This is a genomic window from Lactobacillus psittaci DSM 15354, assembly GCF_000425905.1.
Taxonomy (GTDB): domain Bacteria; phylum Bacillota; class Bacilli; order Lactobacillales; family Lactobacillaceae; genus Lactobacillus; species Lactobacillus psittaci.
On sequence record NZ_AUEI01000007.1, the window covers coordinates 75,736 to 101,496 of the forward strand.

The following is a 25,761-nucleotide window of genomic DNA, read 5'->3' on the forward strand; positions in this document are numbered from 1 at the left end:
TGCTACTATGTTTCACATAGGAGTGTGTTTTATGCCAATCTCAATTCTATCAATCAAAAAGGAATTAGACTCACATCTAGGTGATTCTATTACAGTTGTTGCCCAAGCTGGTAGAAAGAAAGTTACCAAGCGTAAGGGCATTTTGAAAAGTACTTTTCCCGCTGTCTTCGTAGTTGACTTAGATCAACGGCAAAATAATTTTGAACGTGTTTCATATAGTTACACTGATTTATTAACCAAAAATATTGAATTACGTTTTGAATAGAGTATAATTTAAAAAGTTGTTTACGAACAATCACTAGTGTTTTTTGAAAATACTAGTGATTTTTCTTTGCGTTTACTGTATATTAATACTTAGTTAAATTGCAAACATTAAGGAGGATAATCGATGAAACGTTCAGAAAGACTTGTAGATATGACCAAATATCTTTTGGAACGTCCACATACTTTAATTTCATTACCTTTTTTTGCTGAACGCTATGGCTCAGCTAAGTCATCTATTTCTGAAGACTTGGCAATCTTAAAGCACACTCTAGCAGCAAATGAAGATGGAATTTTAGAAACAGTTGCTGGTGCTGCAGGTGGCGTTAGATACATTCCATTTTTAGGTAAAGCACATTCAAAAGAATATTTAGCAGACTTAGCTAATAGAATTGAAGATACTGAGAGAATTTTGCCAGGTGGATTTGTTTACCTATCTGATATTTTAGGTTCACCAAAAGATATGCTTAGAATTGGACAAATGGTAGCAACACACTTTGCATATAAAGACATTACTGCTGTTATGACTATTGAAACAAAAGGAATTCCACTAGCTGAAGCAGTTTCTCGCTTTTTGAACGTTCCATTTGTAACTGCTAGAAAAAAGGGAAAGGTAACAGAAGGATCAACTGTTAGTGTAAACTATCTGTCATCATCTTCTTCACGAGTAGCTAAAATGGAATTACCAACTAAGAGCTTAGCTAAAAATTCTAACGTTCTGATTATTGATGACTTTATGAAAGGTGGAGGCACTTTAACTGGGATGGAAGGCCTAGTTCGTGAATTCGATTCAAAAGTTGGCGGAATTTGTGTTTTATGTGAAACAAGTCATGCTGATAAGATGGTAGATGATTACATTTCACTTATCAAAATTGATGAAATCGATACTGAAAAGAGTGTTATTAAAACAAGTATTGGTAATTTCCTAGATAAGACTGATTTTAATCGCTTTTAAAATGGTATACTAGGACCTAGCAATAATTGCGAAAGGGATTAGAATTATGAAAAAATTTGTCGTAGTTTTAGCTGCTGGTAAAGGTACCAGAATGAAATCTAAGCTTTACAAGGTTTTACACAAAGTCTGTGGTAAAGCAATGGTTGAACATGTGGTAGATAACGCTAAGGGAATGAATCCTGAAAAAATCGTTACTATTGTAGGTACTGGTGCAGAAGATGTTAAACATTTACTGGAAGGAAAGAGTGAATTTGCCTTCCAAGAAAAACAACTAGGCACTGGTCATGCTGTGTTGACTGCTGCTCCAATTTTAGAGCAAGAAACAGGTTCAACAATGGTAGTAACAGGAGATACTCCACTTTTCACTACTGAAACTTTTGAAAATTTATTTAAATACCATCAAGAAAAAGAAAATGCAGCAACTGTTTTAACTGCTGAAGCACCTAACCCATTTGGATATGGTCGAATTATTCGTGATGAACAAGGCAACGTTTTACGAATTGTCGAACAAAAAGATGGTAAGCCAGAAGAACTAAAAGTTAAAGAAATCAATACTGGAGTATTTTGTTTTGACAATAAGAAGCTATTTGAAGCTTTAAAGAAAGTAACCAACCACAATGCTCAAGGTGAATATTACTTAACTGATGTTTTGGAAATTTTGCGTAATAGTGGTGAAAGAGTTGGTGCTTACAAGATGCCAGACTTTAGTCAAAGCTTGGGGGTAAATGACCGTATTGCCTTGGCTAAGGCAACTAAAATTATGCAAAGAAGAATTAATGAAGAACACATGCGTAACGGTGTAACCTTTATTGATCCAGATACTGCCTACATTGATAGTGATGTAAAGATTGGCAATGACACTGTAATTGAAGGTAATGTGGTAATTAAGGGTAAGACTGTTATTGGCAATGAATGTGTAATTACCAGTGGTTCAAGAATTGTTGACTCTAAGATTGGTAATAATGTAACTGTCACCTCTTCAACAATTCAAGAATCAGTTATGCATGATAATACAGACATCGGACCTAATTCACATCTTCGTCCAAATGCAGAGATTATGTCTGGAGCTCATATTGGTAACTTCGTTGAAATTAAGAAAGCCCAAATTGGAGAAAATACTAAGGTTGGCCATTTAACTTATATTGGAGATGCAACTTTAGGTAAAGATATTAATGTGGGTTGCGGAGTTATTTTCTCTAACTATGATGGAGTTAAGAAGTTCCATTCTAATGTTGGTGACCATGCTTTCATCGGTGCTGGATCAACTATTATTAATCCTATCAATGTGGCAGATCATTCATTTATTGCTGCAGATTCAACCATTACTAAAGATGTAAATCGCTATGAGATGGCTATTGCCAGAGGCCGTCAAGTTAACAAAGAAGATTATTGGCACAAACTACCTTTATCAAAAGATAAAGACTGGGAATAAAAGGAGAACAAATATGAACACCACATTGTTGGCGTTTCTTGGTTTAGCCATGATTGTCACTTTCATGGCTTTAATCATGGCTAAGAAATTAAGCGCTTTCACTAGTTTAGTGATTGTACCTATTTTATTTGGCGTGTTAGCGGGGTATGGCTTTTTTGATACCTTAACCTATGCAATGGCAGGTATTAAGTCAGTCGCTTCAACCTTTGCGATGATGACCTTTGCTATCTTGTACTTCGGAATTATGCTGTTAACAGGGCTATTTGATCCCATGGTTGATAAAGTTGTTAAATGGGTAAAAGGCGATCCTTTAAAGGTTTTAGTCGGAACCGCAATCTTATCAGCGTTTGTTTCACTAGATGGTGATGGGACGACTACTGTTATGATCGTATGTACTGCGATGATTCCAATTTTTGATCGTCTAAAAATCAAAAAGATCTATCTTGCAACCTTAATTATCTTAACCAATGGTGTGATGAATTTGATACCTTGGGGTGGTCCAACTGCTCGAGTAATGACTGTGATGCATTTAGATGCAAGTCAAATTTTGCCACCACTTTTACCAGGGATGATCCTTTCAATTATTTATACTCTTGGTGTAGCTTATTATTTAGGTAAAAAAGAACGTAAGCGTCTAGGTGTTCAAGAAAATGTTGAACATGTTGCAGAGCACTATGAATCAGAAGAAGAGGAAGAAAATCTAAAACGCCCTAACTTAATTTGGTTCAACTTGATTTTGACGATTGCTTTAGTTGGAGCATTAGTTTTAGGTAAAGCTGATAGCGCAATTTTATTTGGCTTTGGTGTAGCAATTGCCTTGGCATTTAACTATCCAAAAGGTAAAGTTCAAAGACATGTAATTAGTCTTTTAGCTCCGGAAATGATTAGTGTGGTTATTATGGTCTTGGGTGCTGGCGTTTTAATGGGTGTCTTAAATGGGCCTGCAAATGCAAAAGGTGAATATGTTTCCGGAATGTCACATGCGATTGCAGTTGTATTGACTCAAATGATACCTACTTCACTTGGAAAATATTTTGCAATTATCATTGCTATTATATCAGCACCAGGTACGTACCTTTTAAATAATGATGCCTTTTACTATGGAGTTTTACCACCACTAGCTGCTACTGCTAAAGCTTATGGCTTTAATAACTTACAAATTGGATTTGCAGCTTTGATGGGACAAGCCTTCCACTTCCTTAGTCCGTTAGTACCATTTATTTATTTACTGATGGATAAAACTAAAATTACTTTAGGTGAATATCAAAGTTGCATTTTCCGTTGGTGTATTGGAATTTTTCTTTGTTTTATGCTAATTGGACTTATTTTAGGATATTTACCAATTCTTTAATAAAAAAAGCAAGCTTTTCTTTAAGCTTGCTTTTTTCTTTGCTAAAATAAAGATGTGATAGTAGTTTTTATGGAGGATAACCATGTCTTACAAAGACGATATTAAACTTTTTTCGCTCAATTCAAATAATCCATTAGCTGAAAAAATTGCTGATAGAATTGGGGTACCACTTGCTAAGTCAAGTGTGCAACGTTTCAGTGATGGGGAAATTCAAATTAATATTGATGAATCAGTTCGTGGTAAAGATGTTTACTTAATTCAATCAACCAGTGCTCCTGTCAATGATAACTTGATGGAACTATTGATTATGATTGATGCTGTTAAGCGTGCAAGTGCTCGTGCAATCAACATTGTTTTGCCATATTATGGCTATGCACGGCAAGATCGTAAAACACGTGCTCGTGAACCAATTACTGCTAAATTAGTTGCTAATATGCTTGAAACTGCAGGTGCAACTAGAGTCTTATCACTTGACTTACACGCCCCACAAATTCAAGGATTCTTTGATATTCCAGTTGATAATTTGATGGGTGCGCCATTATTAGCTGATTACTTCTTAACTAACCATCTTGATAAGGATGCAGTTGTTGTTTCACCAGATCATGGTGGCGTTACTCGTGCTAGAAAGTTAGCAGAATTTTTAAAGGCCCCAATTGCCATTGTGGATAAACGTCGTCCTAAGGCCAATGTCGCTGAGGTTATGAACATTATCGGTGATGTTAAAGGAAAACGCGCAATTATTATTGATGATATGATTGATACTGCTGGTACTATTACTTTAGCAGCTCAAGCTTTAATTGATGCAGGTGCTACGGAAGTATATGCTAGTGCTACTCATGCTGTTCTTTCAGGTCCTGCGATTGAACGTCTTAACAATTCTAAGATTAAGAGTTTAGTTTTAACTGATTCAATTAATCAACCTGAAGAAAAGAAAATTGATAAGTTGCAATTAGTTTCAGTAGGTCCGCTTATGGGGGATGCAATTAAGTTAATTGAACAACATCAACCAATTAGCCCATTATTTAATACTCGTTACCGTAAAGAAACTCATGAATAAAATAAAAATGCTAGGAAAATATTTCCTAGCATTTTTTACTTATTCTTTTTAGGGCTGCGAAGATAACGAATTGAACCATTTTTTACATACTTTTGAAATGCTTGATAGAGTGGATCAAAGATTTGAAGTTCATCGCTATTTTTTAGCATAACCTTAGGGAAGAAGAAGCGCTCATCACCTTGGGTAGTGCCGTTTAAGGCTTTAACTAGTGGTGATAGCTGACTAAGTTCAATTAAGCTACCATCATCTTGCATAATTTCAATTTGAGAGTGGGCGTTTTTGCCACTTGGCTTGTATGCATCGTAAGGTTCATCAAAAGCGGAAGTGACTGCTGTATAGTAATTAGGATCGAATCCTGCTTCTTTAATATAGACTTTTAATTTAGATAAAAGATTCTTAGTTTCCTTGTCAATTTTGGCACTAGCAAATGGCTTACGGAAAAGATATCTAGTAGCCAGATCTGCTAAAATCTCATCACCAGAATTACGCCACATTGAGAAATTAGTTTCCATCACGCCATCATCAATTTCTAAGTAATCATCTAGGTTCCACTTTCCTGCTAAAAAGGCAGCTAAGTTTGGAGTAACAGGTAAGGTTCCTTGTTGATAAACGAATTTTGCCCGTTTGAGCAGTTGATTTAAGACTACTTCAAGTGAACGATTAATGCGGTGAAAATATACTTGTTGATACATTTGATAACGACTAACAATATAATCTTCTACGGCATGCATCCCATTATTGGTAAAGCAAATGCCATCCGCATAAGGTCGAATTACGCGTAGTAATCGTTCTAAGTCAAAACTACCATAAGTTACACCGGTAAAGTAGGCATCCCGCCTTAAATAGTCCATTCTGTCGGCATCAGCTTGACTTGAAATCAATTTGACTACTTGTGGATTAGGATAAGTTTTAGCAATTACACTAGCAACAGCTTCGGGAAAGTTGGGATCAACTTCACGTAATACTTGATTTAATTCGGAATTTGAATCTGTGATAATTTGACAACCAATTTTTTCATGATTAGTGCCAAATAGATGTTCAAAAGTGTGAGAATATGGACCATGACCAATATCGTGTAATAAGGCAGCACACTCAGCTACTAGCTGCTCTTCTGGATTCCAAAGGCCATCACCAGCTTTTTGGCTAGGGTAACGTTGTGCAAAAATATTACAAATGCGTCGAGTTAATTCATATACTCCGAGATTATGTTCAAAACGAGTATGGTGAGCTCCAGGAAAGACATAACTTGTAGGACCTAATTGTTTAATTCTACGTAAACGTTGAAATTCCTTGGTATTAATAATATCTAAAATAACTTTCTCTTCAATATGAACATAGCCATGGACTGGATCGCGAAGTTCAACCGGTTCTGCTAACTTGTTTGAGTGAAAAAACATTTTTTGCCCCTTCGTTTTAGTTAATTTTTTGACAAAAATTAGGTAAAATGGATACAGTTAAGATTATAGCAAAAAAACTGATAAGATGTTGATATAGTAAGATAGAGGACGATTTGAAAGAAGTTAAGTTAAAATTCAAGAGTACAATTAAGCAAGAAAATGATAGTGAAACTTTTGAAAAAGAGGCGATAGCAGAAGTGGAAGAACTAACTTCTGGCTTTAGAATTAAGTATTTGGAAGATCAAGAGATTCCTGTCAAAATGCTAATTAAGGACCAAAAATTAATTATTAATCGTGGCTTTATGCCAAGCAATTATTCTTTGCTAAAATTAGAACTAGGAGAAAAGAAGAATTGTAAATATGTCGTTAATAATCGGCAAATGGATTTAACTAGTGTTACAAATCGCTTACAAGTAACGAAAATTGACGAAAAAACTAAGATAGAAGTTGAATATGACCTCTTTAGTGGGCTATACTTAGTAGGTAACTATGCTGTTTCGTTGCTTTTTTCTTAAAAAATGCGTAAAATAGAAAAGATTGATTTTAGAGAGGACGTTTTACTGTGGGATTAGCTGATTTTGAAGGTAAAAAACGCGAAGAACTTTCAATGATTGAAGTTGCACGTGCAATCTTAGAAGACCACGGCAAGCGGATGGCCTTTGCAGATATCGTAAATGCAGTTCAAGAATTCTTAGGTACTAGTGATGAAGAAATTCGTGAACGCTTGCCTCAATTTTATACTGATATGAATACTGATGGTGAATTTATCTCAATGGGTGATAACGTTTGGGCACTTCGATCATGGTTCCCATACGAATCTGTTGATGAAGAAGTTAACCATCCAGAAGATGAAGATGATGAACCACGCAAGAAGCATCATAAAAAGGTTAATGCCTTTATTGCAAGTAGTGATGACGACGATATCATTGACTACGATTCAGATGATCCAGAAGATGATGATTTGGATGCTGACGAAGATGATAATGCAGATGACTTTGATGCAGCAGATGATGATGATTTCGATGATGCAGATGATGAAGAATTACCTGATGGTATTGAAGGTCAATTGTCAGAACTTGATGATGAAGATGATGACGAAGACGACGAATAATTTAACTTGACTCTTCAACTAAAAGTCTATATTATTTTATGTGGGCCCCTTATTGGGCACTTACTAATGATTATTATTAGCCCCCTTCCTTGAAGGGAGCTTTTTTGTTTTTTCTTAAATTTGATAAAGGAGACACTTGATGACTAAATATGTATTTGTAACCGGTGGTGTTGTTTCTTCATTAGGTAAGGGGATTGTCGCTTCGTCTTTAGGACGTTTATTAAAGAATCGTGGTTTAAAAGTTACCATGCAAAAATTTGACCCATATATCAACATCGATCCAGGTACGATGAATCCATATCAACACGGTGAAGTATTTGTAACAGATGATGGTACTGAAGCTGATCTAGATTTAGGTCACTATGAAAGATTTGTTGATGTACGTACTAGTAAGTATTCTAATGTAACTACTGGTAAGATTTATTCTGAAGTCTTGAAAAAGGAACGTCGTGGTGATTATCAAGGTGCGACTGTTCAAGTAATTCCACATATTACTAACATGATTAAAGAAAAAATCATGCGTGCAGGCCAAACTACTGATTCTGATGTAGTTATTTCAGAAATCGGTGGGACTGTTGGTGATATTGAATCTACTCCATTCATGGAAGCTATTCGTCAAATGAAGCGCGAAGTTGGTGCTGATAATGTGATGTACATTCATGTGACCTTAGTACCTTATCTTCATGCAGCCCATGAAATGAAGACTAAGCCAACTCAACACTCAGTTGCCACTTTAAGAAGTATTGGTATTCAACCTAATATGTTGGTATTACGTGCAGAAAAAGAAGTTGGCCAAGAACTGAAGAATAAGATTGCTAACTTCACTGATGTTCCAGTTGAAGCAATTATGGAGTCAATTGATGCACCATCATTATTTGATATTCCTTTGAATTTCCAAAAGCAAGGAATGGATCAATTGGTTTGTGATCATTTCAACTTAACTTCTCCTAAGAATGTTGCAGATATGGAAGAATGGGTTAAACTTGAAAAGCGGTCAACTAGCCTTAAATACAAGACTAAGATTACTTTGGTTGGTAAATATGTTGAACTTGAAGATGCTTATATTTCAGTTACTGAAGCCTTAAAACATGCTGGCTATCTTTACAATAGTGAAATTGAAATTGATAAGGTACAAGCAGAAGACATTACAGAAGATAATATTGCTGACTTTATGAAAGATTCTGATGGTTTAATTGTTCCTGGTGGATTCGGTTTACGTGGCCTTGAAGGAATGATTACTGCTATTAAGTATGCACGAGAAAATGATATTCCATTTCTGGGAATCTGTCTTGGTATGCAGATGGCAACAGTTGAATTTGCGCGTGATGTGTTAGGCTATAAAGATGCAAATACAACCGAAGCAGATCCTGAAACTAAGCATAATATCATTGACTTAATGGCTGATCAAGAAGGTCAAGATACAATTGGTGGTACTTTACGTTTAGGTCTTTATCCTGCACGTCTTAAGAAGGGAACTAAGACTTATAAGGCATATGATGAACAAGAAGTGATTCAAGAACGTCACCGTCACCGCTATGAATTTAACAATACTTATCGTGAAGAATTTGAAAAGCATGGTATGATCTTTAGTGGAGTTTCTCCTGATAACCATTTAGTTGAAATTGTTGAAATTCCAGATAAGAAATTCTTTATTGCGGCTCAATATCACCCAGAATTCTTGTCTCGTCCACATAGACCTGAAGGCCTCTTTAAAGCCTTTATTGGTGCAGCAAGCGGACTTAATGAAGATAAGTTTTAATTGTAAAATACCAAATTGTTAAAAAACAAGAGGTTTAGCATCTTCCTCTTGTTTTTTAATCCGTTTTCTTATAACATTTAAATGATACATTGAAAATAGAAAAGGATTGTTTTCCCCAATGAAGCAAATGATAATTCATGGTGGAAAACCACTAAAAGGTGATGTTTGGATTGGTGGAGCTAAAAACTCAACTGTTTCACTCATCCCAGCAGCTATCCTCTCAAGAACTCCAGTAACTTTAGAATGTGTTCCTAGAATTGCTGATGTCGACAATTTGATGGACTTACTCCATGAGATGGATGTTAAGTGTGATTTCAAAGAAACAACATTACACATTGACCCCACAGCTATTAAGATGAGTCCGCTCCCTGCTGGTAAGATTAAGAGTCTACGTGCATCTTACTACTTTATGGGAGCATTACTTGGGAGATTTGGCAAGGCAGTAGTTGGTTTTCCTGGTGGCGATGATATTGGACCTCGCCCAATCGATCAACATATTAAGGGTTTTGAAGCTTTAGGAGCTACTGTTAAGAATGAAAATGACCAAATTGTCATCTCCGCACCAGAAGGAGGATTAACTGGTAACGATATTGACTTGGCAATGCCTTCAGTGGGAGCAACTGTAAACATTATTATGGCTAGTGTCACAGCGCATGGTCAAACAGTGATTAAAAATGCAGCCAAGGAACCAGAAATTATCGATCTTGCTACTTTCTTAAATAATATGGGAGCAGTTATTCGTGGTGCTGGTACCGATACGATTAGAATCGATGGAGTAGAAAAGATTGCTTCTAAGATACCCCATACAATTATTCCAGATAGAATTGAAGCTGGTACGTACATTTCACTTGCAGCTTGTATTGGTGATGGGATTAGAATTCATAATATTATTGAAGAACACCTTGATTCATATCTAGCTAAGGTAGAAGAAATGGGTGTAGTTATTGATGCAGATGAAGACTCACTTTTTGTTTACCCCGCTGGTGACTTAAAGATGGTTCAAGTCAAGACTAACCCTTATCCTGGATTTGCGACAGACTTACAGCAACCGATTACACCATTACTGCTTTCTGCTAAGAGTGGAGAAGGCGTAATTATTGATAATATTTATCCTAAACGAGTTCGTCATATTCCAGAACTTCAAAAAATGGGTGCCGATATTAAAGTTGAAGATAATATTATTTTGGTTCATCCAACTAGTGAATTACATGGAGCGCGCGTTCACGCAGATGAAATTCGAGCAGGTGCATCATTAATGATTGCCGGTTTAATGGCTGATGGTGAAACTGTAATTGACAATGCGGATAATATTTTAAGAGGATATGATCGTGTTGAAGAAAAGTTACGCAAGTTAGGTGCTGATGTAACTATTCAAAATGCATAATATTTAGAAAGCTTACCCTAGGTATGGGTAAGCTTTTTATTTGGTATAGGAGTATAAAAAGATTGAACGTGTAACAAAAATAAGCCCATATTTTTATTGTATTCAAAAAGTAAAATGGTAAAGTAAGAATTGTTTATAGGAGGAGAACATGAAATATAATAAAAATAGTCTACTATTTAGGGTTTCATTATTATCGATTTCATTCTTACTTTTAATCGCTCCAGCAGTTTCAGCTGTGTTGCCATTAATGATTCCCGTGTTTAAGAATGTTAGTCGGGTAAATATTGAAAGTTTAGTTACTGTTCCAAATTTTGGAATTGTGTTTGGCTTAATTGTTAGCCCATTTTTGGTTAAATTACTTGATAAAAAGAAGACCGTTATCATCGGGCTAATTATATTTTTATTGGGTGGGACCTTCCCAATGTATGCCACTAACTTTAATCTGATTGTGATATCAAGAATTATCTTAGGCTTTGGAATTGGCTTATTTAACTCATTAGCTTTTTCTTTAATTGCTCAATTTTATGATAGCGATGAAGAAAGAGCTACTATGTTAGGCTTTCAAAATATGATTGGTGGCTTAGGATCAGCTTTTGCTTCATTTGTTTTAAGCTGGTTAATTACTATCAGTTGGCATATGGCTTTTGCTGTTTACTTATTGGCCATCCCAGTCTTAATTTTATTTGCTTTAGTCATTCCTGATGATAAAGTAGTTGAACATGTTACTAAGGAGACTGAAACTAAGTCTAAAGAAAATCAGAAACTTAATCCAAAGCTTTATGCAATTTGGCTTTGTTTCTTCTTATTCTTTATGTTTTATGTTTCAAATTCATACAAGGTGCCACAATTAGTAACTAGTGAAAGATTAGGTAACATGAGTCAATATTCTGCTATGATGGGGATTACCGTTTTATGCCGGTTGCCACTTGGCGCTGCTTTCGGGATTATTTTTAAGAAGTTACATAAACTAGTTTTACCAGTTGGTTTGTCTATGATGGTAATTAGTTTTTGGTGCTACAGTTTTGCTCAAAGCATGGCTATGATTTTTATCGGTGCTTTAATTTTGAGCTTTGCGATTCCAATGGTTATTCCATATTTCTACAACTGGATTTCTTGGACCGCATCAAAAGAAAATGTAAATATTGCAACTACTGTAGCTTTAGTTGGTATTAACTTAGCATCTACTGCGTCACCATTTGTAGTTAACTTCTTAACTCATTTAATGGGTAACACTACACCAAGAGCTGCTTTGTTGTTAGCTAGTGGCGTGTTACTGGCAATTGCGATTTATGCAGTTATCGAATTTATGCATGACAAAAAACAGGCTTAAAAATAGAAAAAAGTAAGTCTCTTGATTTTTTCAGGAGACTTTTTTGCTAAAAGAAAAAAAGAGGTAAAAAATGTTTGCACAAAAATTGCCAAAGGACTTTTTGTGGGGCGGAGCGATTTCCGCTAACCAAGCTGAAGGTGCTTGGGATGTTGCTGGTAAAGGGCCATCAGTTTGTGATTATATGCCACTAAATGAAACAGGCTTGCGAAAGCTTGAAGATAAACTTGACTCTGAAAAATTTTATCCAAGTCATGTTGGAGTCAATTTTTATCATCAGTATCAAGAAGACCTTAAATTATTTAGTGAGTTAGGTATGAAGTGCTTGAGAACTTCAATTGCTTGGAGCAGAATTTTTCCCCAAGGTGACGAAGATACACCAAATGAAGCTGGACTCAAGTTTTATGAAGACTTATTTAAAGAGTGTCATAAATATGGCATTGAGCCGGTAGTAACTTTGACTCACTTTGAAATGCCACTTCATTTAGTTAAAAAATACGGCGGCTGGCGCAACCGCAAGATGATTGACTTCTTTACTAAATATGCCGAAGTTTGTTTTATGCGCTATAAAAAGCTAGTTAAATATTGGATGCCAATTAATGAAATTAACATGCAGACGGCCTTTTCTTTCCCTTTTTTCTTGTGTGTTGATTCAGGTATTATTCCCAAAGAAGGCGAAAATTTAGAAGCGTTAATGTATCAAGCTTCCCACTATGAACTAGTAGCTAGTGCTAAAATTACCAAGTTAGGTCATGAAATTAATCCTGACTTTAAGATTGGCTGTATGTTAAACTTTGCGTCAATTTATCCAGCTAGCTCTAGTCCTAAAGATTGCTTATTAGCGCAAAAAGTTGCTACTAGACGTTATTTCTTTGGCGACGTGGCTGCAAGTGGTGAATATCCAAGTGAGCTTGAGACTTATCTTGATCGTAAAAATTACCGCACTGACATTACTGAAGAAGACCGGAAAATTTTAAAAGCTGGAGTCTGTGACTATTTAGCAGTTAGTTACTATCATTCAATGACAGTTAGTGCAAAAAATGTTGATCTAGAAGAAATTGGCGATTTATTCAAGCTAAATGTACCTAACAAGCATTTAACTGAAAAAATGGGACCCTGGCAGATGGATCCAGAAGGCTTGCGTTATGGACTTAATTGGTTGAATGAGCGTTATCATAAGCCAATTTTTATTGTGGAAAATGGACGCTGGGGCGACGTTGATCATTTAACTAGTGACGGTAAAATCCATGATTTAAAACGAATTGAATATTTCCAAAAGCATATCAGTGAAATGGAAAAGGCCGTTTTACTTGATGGTGTAGATGTCATTGGTTTTACGCCATGGGGATGCTTAGACGTCACGGGGGCAGGATCTGGTAAGATGGAACGCTTTGGTTTTATTTATGTAGATCAAGATGATTATGGTCAAGGTAGTCAAAAGCGTTTTAAAAAAGATTCATTTTATTGGTATAAAAAAGTGATTGCTTCAAATGGAGCAGATTTATGATAAAAGATTTAGCTTAAATAGGGGTATAAGTTTGAAAAAAGATACAATTAAGGTGGTCTTTATCAATTGGGGAATTGTGATGGCTAGTTTTACGATATTAGCTATCGGCTTAATGTTAATTGAAGAATTTTTGATAGAAGCCCATATTTTGCCAATTAGCTATAGCTGGCTGCTAGTACTTTTGCGATATGTATTGGCAGTTTATTTATTATGGATATTTAATCAAAAGATTGTGCAAGTTAAGCTTAATTTCAAGTTTAAGTTGAATAAAGTAAGCCTCCCTCCCTATCTGATAGCTGTAATTTATGTGGTATACAACTTGACTGGCGCTCAAATTAAACTAAAAACTAATGATCAAATTACTACTTTTTTGTTTTGCCTTGGGCCAGGGATTTTTGAAGAAATTTGGTTTAGAGGGATTATCTTTAAAAAGCTGAGAAAGATTAGCCATAATAATAAATTAGTTATGCCAATATTGCTGAGTAGTTTTTTGTTTGCGGCAGTGCATCTCTTAGTACCAGATTATTTAGATATAGGTGCTTTGACGATACAAGCTGTGACTGCCTTTGTTAACGGAATTTTATTTGCTGTTGTCTATTTAGTAAGCAATAACTTAGTATTGCCAATAGCGATGCATTTTTCAGCAAATGTTTTATCTTTTTTTGGAGCAGGAAATCCATTTTTACCTAAAGAGATTAGTGATTGGCTATTTTATCAATTGAATAATTGGCAATATGCTTTGCTAGAAGTAGTAGTTAAGTTAAGCTTAGCTTTATTGATTTGGGGATTATATTATTTTGAAAAGCGGAGAAAAAAAGAGCTCACATACTAGTGGGCTCTTTTTCATTAATCTTAATCAAGCAAGTCGTATTTCAAAGTCATTAAACCATGTCCTTCATCAACCATTTGACCAAGTAATTCTACTGTATTGCTATAAACAACTTCTGCCATTTTATCATTTGCAGCTTCAAGTTTAGTTTGTAAGTCTTTGCCAGATAAATCTTTAACTGTTGTATCAGTATCGTGTTGAATCTTGTGACAAGCTGCCAAACTCTTTTGTTCAAAGTCAGCTTCTAATTCACCGTATACGCGGTAGTTAGTATCACCTAATTGAGCTGCTAACTTGTTTATCCAGAAAATCTTGGTTAAATCAAATTTAGGAGTTGTTTGCCAGCTAATAGGGGTAGTGGTGATATTAGTATAGAATGGCACAAAAGTATTAAAGGTATTAGGACCAAAGGCTAACCATTGAACACCAGCAATTTCAGCAGGAACGTTGTTTCTAATTTGGAGGACGTGAGTTTCAAAGTTACGGTTGATACCTATTGGACGGAAAGTTTTCTTTTGTTCAGCAGTACCTTGATCGCCATAGGCATCATAAGGGGTGTCTTGGTAGTGAGAACTTTCAGCCCATTTAATATCTTCTAAGCTGATTTTACGGTTAGCATGGCAGATGAATGGTTGGTCTTGATCACTAGGCTTACCACCGAATTCAGGGTTAAAGAAGTTGTGAATATACCAAGCACGTGGGTTATTGTAGTGGGCATCTTTAATGGTTGAGGAGCCAAAAATGTGACGTAAGTTGTAACCTTCAAAGTCAGGATTTAGGTTATAATTCTCAATTAATTCCTTTAAATCACTTGAGCAGACGAAGTCAGGGTCATCAAATTTAAATTCATCAATGTTCAAACGGTTAGGAGCGATTACATAAGCATCATCAGGGATACGACGTGCTGCCCAGTGGTGACCACCGATAGTTTCAAGATACCAAACTTCATCTTTATCAGAAAAAGCCATCCCATTCATTTCATAAGTACCATATTTTTCAAGTAAGTAGCCAACCCGCTTAACGCCATCTCTAGCTGAATGGATGTATGGCAAGGTTAAAGTGACAAAGTCTTCTTCACCTAGACCGCCTTCTTCAGTAGTTAAGAGCGGATCAATTCCTTGGATTCTAGAATTAGTGGTAATAGTTTCAGTAGCAGTCATGGCTACATTTTCGGAGTTAATGCCAGCTGCAGCCCAAATTCCATTTTCACCGCTAACATCTGGAGCACTAGTGTAGCGAAGGGGATTTAAGGCTAAGTCTTCATCATCAATAACCTGCTTACTAATCACACTTTGATAGTGTTTAGGTTGCTCACTGGGATTAACAACTTTAAATCCTTCAGGGATAATAGTGCGGCCACCATCTTCACTTCTGGCAATCATGGTTGAACCATCAATTGTGGCATTTTTACCAACTAAGATTGTTGTACATTCAGTTTGTTTTTTCATAAGTTTTGCCTTCTTCTTTTAAGTTCTTCTCTATTGTAAGAAAAAAAGCGTAGAGATAAAAGAAAAGCTTGAGTTAAATACTCAAGCCATTAAAAAATGTATAGTTATTACTTTTAATTTAATCCATCTTTACCTTTAAAAACTAGATTCAAAATAGTTGCACTAAGGCTGGCAACCACGATACCGTTGCCTAAGAATAATTGAACGGTTTGTGGTAAATGTTGGAAAATTTGTGGATAAGAAGTTACACCTAAGCCTAATCCAACAGAAAGTGCAATTACTAAAATGTTGCGGTTATCACTTAAATCAACTTTTAGGAGCATCTTGATTCCTTGAACCGCAATCATAGTAAACATGACTAACATTGCACCACCTAAAACAGAGGTTGGAATGATAGTAACAATAGCGCCGATTTTAGGTAATAAGCCTAAGCTCATTAATAGGCCAGCAGCCCAAAAGATTGGACGTCTAGTTTTAATGCCAGAAAGTTGGAGTAAACCGACATTTTGTGAAAAAGTAGTATAAGGAAAAGTGTTGAAAATCCCACCGAATATTTGAGCTAATCCTTCAGCACGGTAGCCTCGTTTAAGATCATCTTCGTTAACGTCTTGCTTTAACAAATCACTTGTAGCAAAGAAAACCCCAGTTGATTCTACCATCGATACTAAGGCGATGATAATCATCGTTACACTAGATGACCATTCAAATTCAGGCTTACCAAAGTAGAAAAATTGTGGCAAGTGGAACCATGAAGCTTGTAAAACTGGTGTAAGTGAGACCATTCCTAGAAATGAAGCTAAAACAGTACCAGCAATTAATCCAATTAAAACCGCAATTGATTTTAAAAAGCCTTTAGCCAGTAATTCAATGAGAATAATTACTAAAATAGTTGCAAAAGCAGTGATTAAATACTTACTGTCACCAAAATTTTTAGCGGTGGCAGTACCACCACCCATATTTTGAAAAGCAACTGGAATTAAGGTCAAACCAATTACTGTAATTAAACTACCAGTAACTACTGGTGGAAAGAGTTTTTTTATTTTTGAAAACCAGCCGGCAATACAAAAGACAAAAATCCCAGCAACGATAATGGCACCATACATGGTATTAATTGAAAATTTTTGCCCAATTAGTTCAAGGGGAGCTACAGCTTGAATTGCACACCCTAAGACAACGGGTAAGCCGATTCCTAAATAACGATTGCGAAATAACTGTAATAAGGTTGCTAGTCCACACATGAAAATATCAATTGAAACTAGATAAGTCATTTGTGTGGTGTTGAATTTTAGAGCCGTTCCAATTAAGAGAGGCACTGCTACGGCACCTGAATACATTGCAAGTAAGTGTTGTAAACCTAAAATAGCTGCTTTTTTGTGAGATACTTCTTTCATTATTCTTCTCCTACAAAGTGAACTGCACCATTTTCGAAACTAGCGATATCAGCTAAGGCTTCAAACCGTAAGCCTTGCTTCTTAATCCATTCGCTACCTCCTTGGAAATCTTTAGCAACTACAGCTCCAACGCCTGCAATTTCACAGCCTGCTTGTTGGGCAATTGAAACCATTCCTTTGACAGCTTCGCCGTGAGCGACAAAGTCATCAAGAATTAAGATTTTGTCATTAGCAGCGAGGAATTTCTTTTCTACGCAAATTTTGTTATTAACTTTTTTAGTGTAGGAAAAGACATCAGCTACATAAACTGCATCATTTAGAGTTGATGGCTTTTTCTTACGGGCAAAGACCATTGGTACACCTAAAATATAAGCAGCCATTACACTTGGTGCAATCCCTGAAGCTTCACAAGTTAATACTTTAGTGATGCCAGCATCTTTAAATAAACGAGCGAATTCTTTACCAAGCTCCATCATCAATTCTGGATCGACTTGATGATTTAAAAATGAGTTAATTTTTAAAACGTCTCCATCAAGCACTTGACCATCACGTTTGATTCGCTCTTCTAATAATTTCACTTAGCTTTCCTCCTAAAAACAAAAAAGGCCCTTCTACCATGACTATGGAAAAAGAAGCCTTTTAAAAAGCTAAAATATCCATAGTCTGAAATTTAAGGTTTCAGGTAGAAACTGTTGCCCGTATTGCAACGATATACAGATAATAAATCTTATTAATAAAAAGTGTTGTTTGTATTCTAGCAAAGATATTTTTAAAAAGCAACTAAAAAGTGAAAAATATCAAGCTAAAAGCAAATTATATTTTAGCTACTCCAAATTAATATTTGCTTTTTAGTTGACCAAAGTCCAAAAAATTAGTATAGTCAGGGTAAATTTGTTAAGCGAAAAAGGAGAAGTAGGGTGTCTGTAAAAAATATATCTGACTTTGATAAAATCATTGTGCTAGACTTTGGTAGCCAATATAATCAACTGATTACACGCCGTTTACGTGACTTTGGTATTTACTCAGAGTTATTACCAAATGATTTATCAATTGAAAAAATTAAAGAAATGAATCCTAAGGGGATTATTTTTTCAGGTGGACCAAACAGTGTTTATGATGAAGGCAGCTTAAAAGTAAATCCTGAAATTTTTGAATTAGGGATTCCGATTTTAGGTATTTGTTATGGGATGCAGTTAATGGCTCATGATTTGGGTGGTAAGGTTGAGAAAGCTGACCACTCAGAATATGGCCGCGCAGATATTGACGTTACAGACGCTACTAAGTTATTTGAAAAACTGCCTGCAAAGCAAACTGTCTGGATGAGTCATGGTGACTTGGTAACTTGTGTTCCGGATGGTTTTGAAACTTTAGCATCTAGTCCCAACTGCCCAATTAGCGCGATGGCTAATGTTGCTAAGAAATTTTATGGTATTCAGTTCCATGCAGAAGTTCGTAATTCTGAATATGGCTTAGACATTTTGAAGAACTTTGCTTTTAACGTTTGTGGAGCTCGTGCTAACTGGACCATGGACGACTTCATTGACCTAGAAGTAGCTAAAATCCGCAAGCAAGTTGGCGATGGCAAGGTAATCTTAGGCTTGTCTGGTGGGGTAGATTCTAGCGTTACTGCCACTTTACTTCATAAGGCTATTGGCAACCAATTAACTGCAATTTTTGTTGATCATGGTTTACTTAGAAAAGATGAAGCTAAACAAGTTATGGCAGCTTTGAATCGTGATTTAGGGGTTAATATCATTAAAGTCGATGCCAAAAAACGCTTCTTAGATAAGTTAAAGGGTGTTAGTGAACCTGAACAAAAGCGCAAGATTATTGGTAAAGAATTCATCGAAGTCTTCAATGAAGAAGCCCAAAAGCTTAATGGTGTAAAATTCTTAGCTCAAGGTACGCTTTATACTGATGTAATTGAAAGTGGTACTAAAACTGCTCAAACGATTAAGTCCCACCACAATGTAGGGGGTCTTCCTAAGGACTTAGGCTTCGAGTTAGTTGAACCTTTGCGTAAGTTATTCAAGGATGAAGTGCGTGAACTTGGTGAAAAGTTAGGCATTCCACATGAACTTGTTTGGCGTCAGCCATTCCCAGGACCAGGTCTTGGTATTCGGGTAATTGGCGAAATTACCGAAGAAAAGCTTGAAATTGTCCGTGAAACTGATGCAATTTTGCGTGAAGAAATTAAAAAGGCTGGTCTTGAAGAAGAGGTTTGGCAATACTTCACAGTCTTGCCAGGAATTCGCTCAGTCGGAGTAATGGGTGACGGCAGAACATACGACTACACCATTGGTATTCGCGCAGTTAGCTCAATTGATGGGATGACCGCCGACTTTTCAAAGTTGCCATGGGAAGTTTTACAAAAGGTATCAACTAGAATGGTAGATGAAGTTGACCATGTTAACCGCGTAGTCTACGACATTACTTCTAAGCCACCTGCAACAATTGAATGGGAATAAAATATAACTCGTTAGCAAGGCTAACGAGTTTTTTATTTACTTTTGTAATGAATTAGTTTATAAAAATATAGAACTAATAAGTAGGAAGAAGAAATAATGTGAATCCAATAATTTTTGATCCGAGTATTGCACATCAAAAGCCAAGTAATCAGGATAGTTGTCCTTTTTGTAAGGTAGATGAATTAAGTAATATTTTTGACCAACAGGATGACCTTATTTGGCTTGAAAATAAGTATCAAACACTTGAAGATACATATTTAACTTTAATCATTGAGTCAAGTGAACATTTAGGTGATATTTCTAATTATAGTCAAACTTATAATCGAAAATTACTTCGTTTTGCAGTTGATAAATTTCAACAAATGAAGGCAAATAATAAGTACCAAAGTGTAGCAATGTTTAGAAATTTTGGCCCTTTATCTGGTGGTAGCTTACGACATCCACATTTACAGATTGTGGGCTTTAAGAGGCATGATATTTATGCACAGGTGGATAAGACTAATTTTGAGGGACTAATTGTGGAAAAAAGACCTGATTTTGAACTAAATCTTTCAACCAAGCCAATTATGGGTTTTAGTGAATTTAACTTAATATTGAGTGATTGGACTAAGATTGATTTATTTGCGGATAAGTTAAGAAAAGTTACGCAATATTTATTACACAAGTTTCATAATGGAAATTGTAATTCTTATAACATCTTTTTTTATGACTTAGACGATAAATTGATTTGTAAAGTGGTGCCACGCTTTATTGCATCGCCATATTATGTTGGTTATATTCAGTCACAAAGAAGTAGTACTCAGCGGTTAGAGCAGATAAGGGATGAATTTTTACAAGGTAAATATTGAAACCAATCTAGTATAAAATGTTAGAATTTACTTGTTTAGTAGGTGATAGGATTGAAACTTAAGCGAGTTATATTAATAGCTGCAATTTTTGTTTTGGCTCTTGTGGTAGCCGGGATTAGCGTTATTAATTCGTCAAGACCAACGCATTCGATAAAAAAAGTTGCAGTAAGCAAAGTTAAAAAGAAAAAAACAACCAAGTCTAAAGTAGAGATAAATTGGCAAAAAGCTTCAGAAAATAAGCCATATCCTGATGTGAAAAAATATCCTAAAATGTGGATTAAAGTTTCGAAAAAGAAACAAAGAACTTATTTGATGAATGGCAAAAAAGTTTTATACACAATGTATTGTTCAACTGGTGAAAACGGCAAAAATGCGACTCCAGCTGGAACTTTTGCAATTCAAAAGGAACGTGGAGAATTTTTCTATAATCACGAAAGCGGTGAAGGAGCGAAGTATTGGGTATCTTGGAAAGATCATGGAGTTTATCTTTTTCATTCAGTACCTACTGACGTGTATGGTAAGTTTGATGAAAAACAAGCTAAGTTTTTAGGTAAAAAGGCTAACTCGCATGGGTGCGTTCGCTTAAGTGTGCCTGACAGTCAATGGCTATATCAAAATGCCAAAGAAGGAACCAAAGTTGTAATTACCAACAAGTAATATAAGCGTAAGCAAAAAAATATACCTAGTTATATCAACATGATAAAATAACTAGTGAAGAGCGAAAACTCTTTAAAAATAAGCTAACATTCATATTTATTCACAAGTATTAATATTATTTACCTGTAAATGCCACTTAATTAAGTGGCATTTTTTGTTAGGGCTTTCTTTCATAGAAAAAAAGGACTAGGATAGTCTTATCAAAGAAAAAAGTGGGAGTTAAGGATGTTAGGTTGTTCGATTAATTTAGCTGAAGATTTAACTGCAAATACTCATAATTATCTTTTAAAAATGCGAAATGCTGGCTTTGAAGGCGTCTTTACTTCATTACAAGCACCAGAGCAGACACCGGAGCAAACTTTAAAGGGATTGAGAGAATTAACCAAATGGTGTAATGATTTGGGTTTAGGCTTAGTAGGAGATATTTCTAAAGAGGGACTAAAGCTTTTAGGAATGGATGCTGAGGCCGATAGTATTCAAAAGTTAGGATTAACAGGCGTAAGAATAGATGCTGGCTTCAATAGTGAAGAAATAGCTAAATTATCGCAGGTTATGCCAGTTGCATTAAATGCCAGCACGATTAGCGAAAGTGACATTTTGGATTTAAGAGCTGAACATGCAAATTTTGATCATCTTGAAGCATGGCATAATTATTATCCTCGACCTAATACTGGTCTAGATCGTAATTGGTTTATTCAAAAGAATACATGGTTAAAGAAGTATGGCTTCAAAGTTATGGCCTTTGTCCCAGGCGATAGTAACTTACGTGGGCCAATTTTTGCTGGACTTCCAACGCTAGAAGAGCATCGCAATAAGAGTACTTTCTATGCTGCTTTAGATTTACTAGAATTAGGAGTAGATTTAGTTTATATTGGGGACAATGATTTAAGTGCCGCTAGCTTAGAGCAATTTGTCGAATACTTAGATGGAGAAAAGTTATTATTTCATTTGCGTGAGCCAATAGCAAAGTTATCTGAGCATACCTGGCATCAGCGGGCTGATTTATCTAGAGACGTGATTCGCCTTGAAGAAGGAAGAAAGCTTAATTTATTCCAGAAGCTAGGTAAGTTAGCACCACGTAAGCGGGGCTGCATTACTAGTGATAATGAACGCTATTTACGCTATGAGGGTGAATTAGAAATTATTAAAACTGATTTACCAGCAGATACGAGAGTAGATGTAATTGGTCAAATTTTAGAGCGTGACATGGATTTGTTAGAGCTTGTTAAAGCTGGCCAAACAATCGAATTTAAATAAAGCTAAGTTTTTAAGTAAAAATATTTTGCAAGATGTAAATGCAAGTGTAAAATTACCGAGTAGAATACTACTCGGCTTTTTTATGAGGAGGAAGACTTGTGCAGCCACATATTTTACCTTTAAAAACAGTACGTAATCCACGTGATTTAGGGGGGTATATTACTAAAGATGGGTTAAAAGTTAAGACGGGTCGTTTGCTTAGAACAGGTAGAATTTGTAAACTTTCAGACCATGATACTAATTTTTTAACTCAGTATGGACTGACTAAAATTATTGATTTGCGTTCACAAAAAGAGCGACAAGCAGATCCAGATAGTCAAATTAGTCATGCTTTGCATTATGACATTTCGATTTCACCAGAAGATAATACCCAGGCAGGGAAAAGTTTTGAAGAAATGTTTGAGCTTTATAAAGATAATCAAAATGCTGCTTTCAGACATATGTGTGAAACTTATCAATTAATGATTACGCGTGAACATAGTCAACACGCTTTTCACCAAATTTTAGAATTATTAGCTAATAACGAAAGTGGAGCAACTCTTTTTCACTGCTCAGAAGGTAAGGATCGAACTGGTATGACTACCTTCTTTATTTTGTATATTTTGGGTGTAGATTTAGAAACTATTCGTCAGGATTATTTATATTCTAACTATATGCTTAATGATTATCGCGCCCGGCGTGATCAAGAAGCACGTGAAAAAGGTGAAAGCTTAATTTTCAGAGCGAATTTAAGATCACTTGGTAGTGTTGCAAATGAGTATTTAGATAGTGCTTTAATTACAATTGAAGAAAAATATGGTGAGTTAGATTCATATATTGAGAATCAGTTGAAAGTTAGTTCTGCAATGAAGCAGCGATTGAGAGATTTGTATTTAGAAAAGTAGATGAGGGGTAAAAATGATAAAAGATTTAGCTAAGCAACAAGTAGTTAAAACTCATCATGCCCTAGGAACTACAATTACCTTGCAGCTTTTTGGGACAAATCAAACTTGGATTTTGGATGAATCGATTAAGTTAATTGATCACTACGAAGATTTGTTAACAGTCAATCGAGATGAAAGTGAAGTAATGGATATTAATCATGCTGCTGGGCTTCATCCGGTACAAGTTTCAAGTGCAACTTATGGCTTAGTAAAATTAGCTGTTGAAAAAAGTTTAGAAAACTTTGGCTTTAATGCTTTAATTGGACCAGTTGTTAAGTTATGGCATATTGGCTTCAAGGGTGCACGAGTTCCAAGTGAAGCTGAAATTAAAGCTAAAATGAAACTAATTGATCCTAGAAAAGTTGTACTTGATGATGACAATCAAGCAGTTTTTTTACAAGAAAAAGGGATGGAGCTTGACTTAGGAGGAATTGCTAAGGGCTGGATTGCTGATCGAATTCGTGATCAATGGCGTAGCTTTGGCGTTAGAGCAGGAATTATTAACTTAGGTGGAAATGTTTTGTTTGTCGGAACAAGTCCTAAGAGAGCAAGCGGCAATTGGTCATTGGGAGTTCAAGACCCAATTGAAGCTCGCGGAAAAAACATTACTAGCGTGATGGTACCTGAATGTTCTGCAGTTACAAGTGGAATTTATGAGCGATACTTGTTAGTTAACGGTAAAAAGTACCACCATTTAATCGATCCGCGGACTGGATATCCAGTTGAAACCAAAATTGCTGGCGTAACTACTTTTACTAAAAATAGCGTTGATGCAGAAATTGAATGTAAACGACTATTTTTCGCTGGTAAGCCAGTTGAAAATTGGCTAAATGCTGATCGAATTGGCGCAGTATTTGTCTATCAAAATGAAGAAGTAGTTTATGAAGGTTTTGACCGAAACTAAAAAATAGAGTAGCTAAGATAAAGCTACTCTATTTTTCTATCCGGCAGTTTTTCCAATACTAAAGAGATTATTGAAGACGCCATTTGATAAAATTGGAGTTTGATAAATTACAAAGTGAATAAAGGCTGAACTATTACTTTGCTCGATAAACCAAGGAATTTGTAATGCATTGAGCATTGATAAGCAGACATAAACAAAGAAATAGGCAGCAATTAGGGATGCAAGAGCACCTAAAGTGCCATCTAGAACGGCTGAAAAACTGGCATCAGCTTTTTTGTTTGGTAGCCACTTACCAAATAATTTCTTAACACGTTTGAAGATAAAGTAAATAATAAAGAATGCCAAAAAACGTGCAAAAATCAACTCATTGCTGTTGGCTGCCATAGTGGCACTCTGTCCACTATATTGGCTATAAAGAAAGTTACCAATTGGATTTTGTAAAATTATGGCAAGTGAGAAAAAAACAGCTGACAAAATTAAATTGACGATTTTTCTAGTAAAGCCAATTTGATAGCCTTTATATGTTTGCCAGCCTAAATAAATTAGACATAATAATGTTATAAGCATATATTCTCTCCTTTTTGTTAAAACCCATTATAAGCTAGATTGGCCTAATAGGATAAAAGTAAGTAGAAATTTAAGAAATATCTATTCCAAACTTTGACGAGATAAAGGTTTTAATTCATAATTGGTAGGTAATAATAAACTGAAATATGCATTGCGAAAAGTGTTTTTTTGCGGTAAATTTATTACTGTGAAACTGTTCCACGGAGGAAAAATGAAGCCCGAAGCATTTATTAAAAAATTAGCTGACTTGGGTTATCAGTTAACTGATCAACAAGTTAAGCAATTCGACACTTATTATCATGACTTAATTAGCGTGAATGAACACGTAAATTTAACTAGAATTACTGAACTAGAAGAAGTTTATTTGAAGCACTTTTATGATAGCTTAACTGGATTTTTAGCTTATCCAGAACTATTTAAGGGCAAGATTTGCGATGTTGGTGCTGGCGCTGGTTTCCCATCAATTCCAATTAAAATTTTGGTACCAGATTTAGAAATTGCAATTGTTGATTCGCTCAATAAGCGATTGAATTTTTTAGCAGATTTGACATCTAAACTTGGATTGACTGGCGTTGAACTTATTCATGGGCGTGCTGAGGATATTGGCCAAAATCCGCTTTATCGTGAAAAGTTCGATTTGGTTACTGCTAGAGCAGTCGCTAATATGGCTACTTTGAGTGAATATTGCTTGCCACTAGTAAAAATTAATGGTCATTTTTTAGCCTTGAAAGGTCCAAAAGCCGAAGCTGAATTGAAGGAAGCTAAAAAGGCAATTACCGTTTTAGGTGGGGCAATTAATTCAAGTCAAAGTTTAACTTTACCTGAGAGTAGTGAAGAGCGAACTTTATTGCTAGTAGATAAAATTAAATCCACACCTGCTAAATACCCACGGCAAGCTGGTACACCAAGCCGTAAGCCACTTCATTAG

Annotated in this window: 24 protein-coding genes and 1 riboswitch; of the genes, 19 read left to right on the top strand and 5 right to left on the bottom strand. The window is 35.6% G+C overall.

Annotated features, from left to right (window positions below):
- Positions 1-31 precede the first annotated feature (31 nt).
- The 5 genes from H628_RS0101915 (at position 32) to H628_RS0101935 (ending at position 5,056) form a co-directional block, all read left to right on the top strand.
- A complete protein-coding gene (locus H628_RS0101915; RefSeq protein WP_027824934.1) occupies positions 32-265 on the top strand; it encodes a Veg family protein in 234 nt (77 codons plus the stop codon).
- A 123-nt stretch (positions 266-388) separates the two neighbouring features.
- Positions 389-1,216 carry a pur operon repressor gene (gene purR / locus H628_RS0101920; RefSeq protein WP_027824935.1) on the top strand — a complete coding sequence of 276 codons (828 nt, stop codon included), beginning with the start codon at positions 389-391 and terminating at the stop codon, positions 1,214-1,216.
- 46 nt (positions 1,217-1,262) lie between these two features.
- Positions 1,263-2,648 (top strand): bifunctional UDP-N-acetylglucosamine diphosphorylase/glucosamine-1-phosphate N-acetyltransferase GlmU, encoded by a 1,386-nt coding sequence (gene glmU, locus H628_RS0101925; protein WP_027824936.1) that lies wholly within the window; start codon positions 1,263-1,265, stop codon positions 2,646-2,648.
- Between the two features lie 13 nt (positions 2,649-2,661).
- Positions 2,662-3,999 (top strand): CitMHS family transporter, encoded by a 1,338-nt coding sequence (locus H628_RS0101930; protein WP_027824937.1) that lies wholly within the window; start codon positions 2,662-2,664, stop codon positions 3,997-3,999.
- Between the two features lie 82 nt (positions 4,000-4,081).
- Positions 4,082-5,056, top strand: a complete 975-nt coding sequence (locus H628_RS0101935) for a ribose-phosphate diphosphokinase (protein WP_027824938.1) — start codon at positions 4,082-4,084, stop codon at positions 5,054-5,056.
- 35 nt (positions 5,057-5,091) lie between these two features.
- Here the strand turns inward: H628_RS0101935 and H628_RS0101940 are convergent, their stop codons facing one another.
- On the bottom strand, positions 5,092-6,453 hold the full coding sequence (locus tag H628_RS0101940; RefSeq protein ID WP_027824939.1) for an HD domain-containing protein: 1,362 nt from the start codon (positions 6,451-6,453) through the stop codon (positions 5,092-5,094).
- Between the two features lie 113 nt (positions 6,454-6,566).
- Here H628_RS0101940 and H628_RS0101945 point away from each other — a divergent pair, with 113 nt between their 5' ends.
- The 7 genes from H628_RS0101945 (at position 6,567) to H628_RS0101975 (ending at position 14,373) form a co-directional block, all read left to right on the top strand.
- Complete coding sequence (locus tag H628_RS0101945) at positions 6,567-6,968, top strand: DUF1934 family protein (protein ID WP_027824940.1); 402 nt, start codon at positions 6,567-6,569, stop codon at positions 6,966-6,968.
- A 47-nt stretch (positions 6,969-7,015) separates the two neighbouring features.
- Complete coding sequence (gene rpoE / locus H628_RS0101950; RefSeq protein ID WP_027824941.1) at positions 7,016-7,564, top strand: DNA-directed RNA polymerase subunit delta; 549 nt, start codon at positions 7,016-7,018, stop codon at positions 7,562-7,564.
- Positions 7,565-7,703: 139 nt separating this feature from the next.
- On the top strand, positions 7,704-9,323 hold the full coding sequence (locus H628_RS0101955) for a CTP synthase (protein WP_027824942.1): 1,620 nt from the start codon (positions 7,704-7,706) through the stop codon (positions 9,321-9,323).
- A gap of 118 nt (positions 9,324-9,441) precedes the next feature.
- Complete coding sequence (locus H628_RS0101960) at positions 9,442-10,707, top strand: UDP-N-acetylglucosamine 1-carboxyvinyltransferase (protein ID WP_027824943.1); 1,266 nt, start codon at positions 9,442-9,444, stop codon at positions 10,705-10,707.
- A gap of 148 nt (positions 10,708-10,855) precedes the next feature.
- Positions 10,856-12,037 carry an MFS transporter gene (locus H628_RS0101965; protein WP_027824944.1) on the top strand — a complete coding sequence of 394 codons (1,182 nt, stop codon included), beginning with the start codon at positions 10,856-10,858 and terminating at the stop codon, positions 12,035-12,037.
- Between the two features lie 70 nt (positions 12,038-12,107).
- The gene (locus H628_RS0101970; RefSeq protein ID WP_027824945.1) at positions 12,108-13,541 is read left to right on the top strand and encodes a 6-phospho-beta-glucosidase; all 1,434 of its coding nucleotides are present in this window, start codon (positions 12,108-12,110) and stop codon (positions 13,539-13,541) included.
- A gap of 31 nt (positions 13,542-13,572) precedes the next feature.
- Entirely contained in the window at positions 13,573-14,373 is an 801-nt protein-coding gene (locus tag H628_RS0101975) for a CPBP family intramembrane glutamic endopeptidase (RefSeq protein ID WP_027824946.1), read from the top strand.
- A 20-nt stretch (positions 14,374-14,393) separates the two neighbouring features.
- Here H628_RS0101975 and H628_RS0101980 read toward each other — a convergent pair whose 3' ends face one another.
- The 3 genes from H628_RS0101980 to H628_RS0101990 all read right to left on the bottom strand — a co-directional run bounded on the left by H628_RS0101980 (position 14,394) and on the right by H628_RS0101990 (position 17,787).
- Positions 14,394-15,818 (bottom strand): C69 family dipeptidase, encoded by a 1,425-nt coding sequence (locus tag H628_RS0101980; protein ID WP_027824947.1) that lies wholly within the window; start codon positions 15,816-15,818, stop codon positions 14,394-14,396.
- A 113-nt stretch (positions 15,819-15,931) separates the two neighbouring features.
- Positions 15,932-17,209 carry a nucleobase:cation symporter-2 family protein gene (locus H628_RS0101985; protein ID WP_027824948.1) on the bottom strand — a complete coding sequence of 426 codons (1,278 nt, stop codon included), beginning with the start codon at positions 17,207-17,209 and terminating at the stop codon, positions 15,932-15,934.
- Entirely contained in the window at positions 17,209-17,787 is a 579-nt protein-coding gene (locus tag H628_RS0101990; RefSeq protein ID WP_027824949.1) for a xanthine phosphoribosyltransferase, read from the bottom strand. Before H628_RS0101990 ends, H628_RS0101985 begins: the two co-directional genes overlap by 1 nt.
- A 61-nt stretch (positions 17,788-17,848) precedes the next feature.
- Positions 17,849-17,946: riboswitch (purine riboswitch) on the bottom strand.
- Positions 17,947-18,126: 180 nt separating this feature from the next.
- Between H628_RS0101990 and guaA the strand changes: the two genes are divergently transcribed.
- The 6 genes from guaA to H628_RS0102020 all read left to right on the top strand — a co-directional run bounded on the left by guaA (position 18,127) and on the right by H628_RS0102020 (position 24,266).
- Complete coding sequence (guaA, locus tag H628_RS0101995; protein ID WP_027824950.1) at positions 18,127-19,677, top strand: glutamine-hydrolyzing GMP synthase; 1,551 nt, start codon at positions 18,127-18,129, stop codon at positions 19,675-19,677.
- 98 nt (positions 19,678-19,775) lie between these two features.
- Entirely contained in the window at positions 19,776-20,525 is a 750-nt protein-coding gene (locus H628_RS0102000; RefSeq protein ID WP_027824951.1) for a DUF4931 domain-containing protein, read from the top strand.
- A gap of 51 nt (positions 20,526-20,576) precedes the next feature.
- Complete coding sequence (locus H628_RS07940) at positions 20,577-21,182, top strand: L,D-transpeptidase (protein ID WP_027824952.1); 606 nt, start codon at positions 20,577-20,579, stop codon at positions 21,180-21,182.
- A gap of 225 nt (positions 21,183-21,407) precedes the next feature.
- Positions 21,408-22,439, top strand: coding sequence for a MupG family TIM beta-alpha barrel fold protein (locus H628_RS0102010; RefSeq protein WP_027824953.1), 1,032 nt, complete (start codon positions 21,408-21,410; stop codon positions 22,437-22,439).
- Between the two features lie 98 nt (positions 22,440-22,537).
- Positions 22,538-23,323, top strand: a complete 786-nt coding sequence (locus tag H628_RS0102015; protein ID WP_027824954.1) for a tyrosine-protein phosphatase — start codon at positions 22,538-22,540, stop codon at positions 23,321-23,323.
- A gap of 13 nt (positions 23,324-23,336) precedes the next feature.
- On the top strand, positions 23,337-24,266 hold the full coding sequence (locus tag H628_RS0102020; RefSeq protein ID WP_027824955.1) for an FAD:protein FMN transferase: 930 nt from the start codon (positions 23,337-23,339) through the stop codon (positions 24,264-24,266).
- Positions 24,267-24,302: 36 nt separating this feature from the next.
- On the opposite strand, the gene H628_RS0102025 is transcribed toward H628_RS0102020, so the two are convergent.
- Positions 24,303-24,833: a CvpA family protein gene (locus H628_RS0102025; protein WP_027824956.1), complete on the bottom strand. Its 531-nt coding sequence runs from the start codon at positions 24,831-24,833 to the stop codon at positions 24,303-24,305.
- Positions 24,834-25,044: 211 nt separating this feature from the next.
- Here H628_RS0102025 and rsmG point away from each other — a divergent pair, with 211 nt between their 5' ends.
- Complete coding sequence (gene rsmG / locus H628_RS0102030) at positions 25,045-25,761, top strand: 16S rRNA (guanine(527)-N(7))-methyltransferase RsmG (protein WP_027824957.1); 717 nt, start codon at positions 25,045-25,047, stop codon at positions 25,759-25,761.

Coding starts and splice junctions, on each gene's coding strand:
- rsmG (WP_027824957.1), top strand. CDS start 25,045: ATGAAGCCCGAAGCATTTATTAAAAAATTAGCTGACTTGGGTTATCAG.
- H628_RS0101960 (WP_027824943.1), top strand. CDS start 9,442: ATGAAGCAAATGATAATTCATGGTGGAAAACCACTAAAAGGTGATGTT.
- H628_RS0101985 (WP_027824948.1), bottom strand. CDS start 17,209: ATGAAAGAAGTATCTCACAAAAAAGCAGCTATTTTAGGTTTACAACAC.
- H628_RS0101965 (WP_027824944.1), top strand. CDS start 10,856: ATGAAATATAATAAAAATAGTCTACTATTTAGGGTTTCATTATTATCG.
- H628_RS0102025 (WP_027824956.1), bottom strand. CDS start 24,833: ATGCTTATAACATTATTATGTCTAATTTATTTAGGCTGGCAAACATAT.
- glmU (WP_027824936.1), top strand. CDS start 1,263: ATGAAAAAATTTGTCGTAGTTTTAGCTGCTGGTAAAGGTACCAGAATG.
- H628_RS0101940 (WP_027824939.1), bottom strand. CDS start 6,453: ATGTTTTTTCACTCAAACAAGTTAGCAGAACCGGTTGAACTTCGCGAT.
- H628_RS0101970 (WP_027824945.1), top strand. CDS start 12,108: ATGTTTGCACAAAAATTGCCAAAGGACTTTTTGTGGGGCGGAGCGATT.
- H628_RS0101930 (WP_027824937.1), top strand. CDS start 2,662: ATGAACACCACATTGTTGGCGTTTCTTGGTTTAGCCATGATTGTCACT.
- H628_RS0101955 (WP_027824942.1), top strand. CDS start 7,704: ATGACTAAATATGTATTTGTAACCGGTGGTGTTGTTTCTTCATTAGGT.
- H628_RS0101935 (WP_027824938.1), top strand. CDS start 4,082: ATGTCTTACAAAGACGATATTAAACTTTTTTCGCTCAATTCAAATAAT.
- H628_RS0101915 (WP_027824934.1), top strand. CDS start 32: ATGCCAATCTCAATTCTATCAATCAAAAAGGAATTAGACTCACATCTA.
- H628_RS0101980 (WP_027824947.1), bottom strand. CDS start 15,818: ATGAAAAAACAAACTGAATGTACAACAATCTTAGTTGGTAAAAATGCC.
- H628_RS0102020 (WP_027824955.1), top strand. CDS start 23,337: ATGATAAAAGATTTAGCTAAGCAACAAGTAGTTAAAACTCATCATGCC.
- purR (WP_027824935.1), top strand. CDS start 389: ATGAAACGTTCAGAAAGACTTGTAGATATGACCAAATATCTTTTGGAA.
- H628_RS0102010 (WP_027824953.1), top strand. CDS start 21,408: ATGTTAGGTTGTTCGATTAATTTAGCTGAAGATTTAACTGCAAATACT.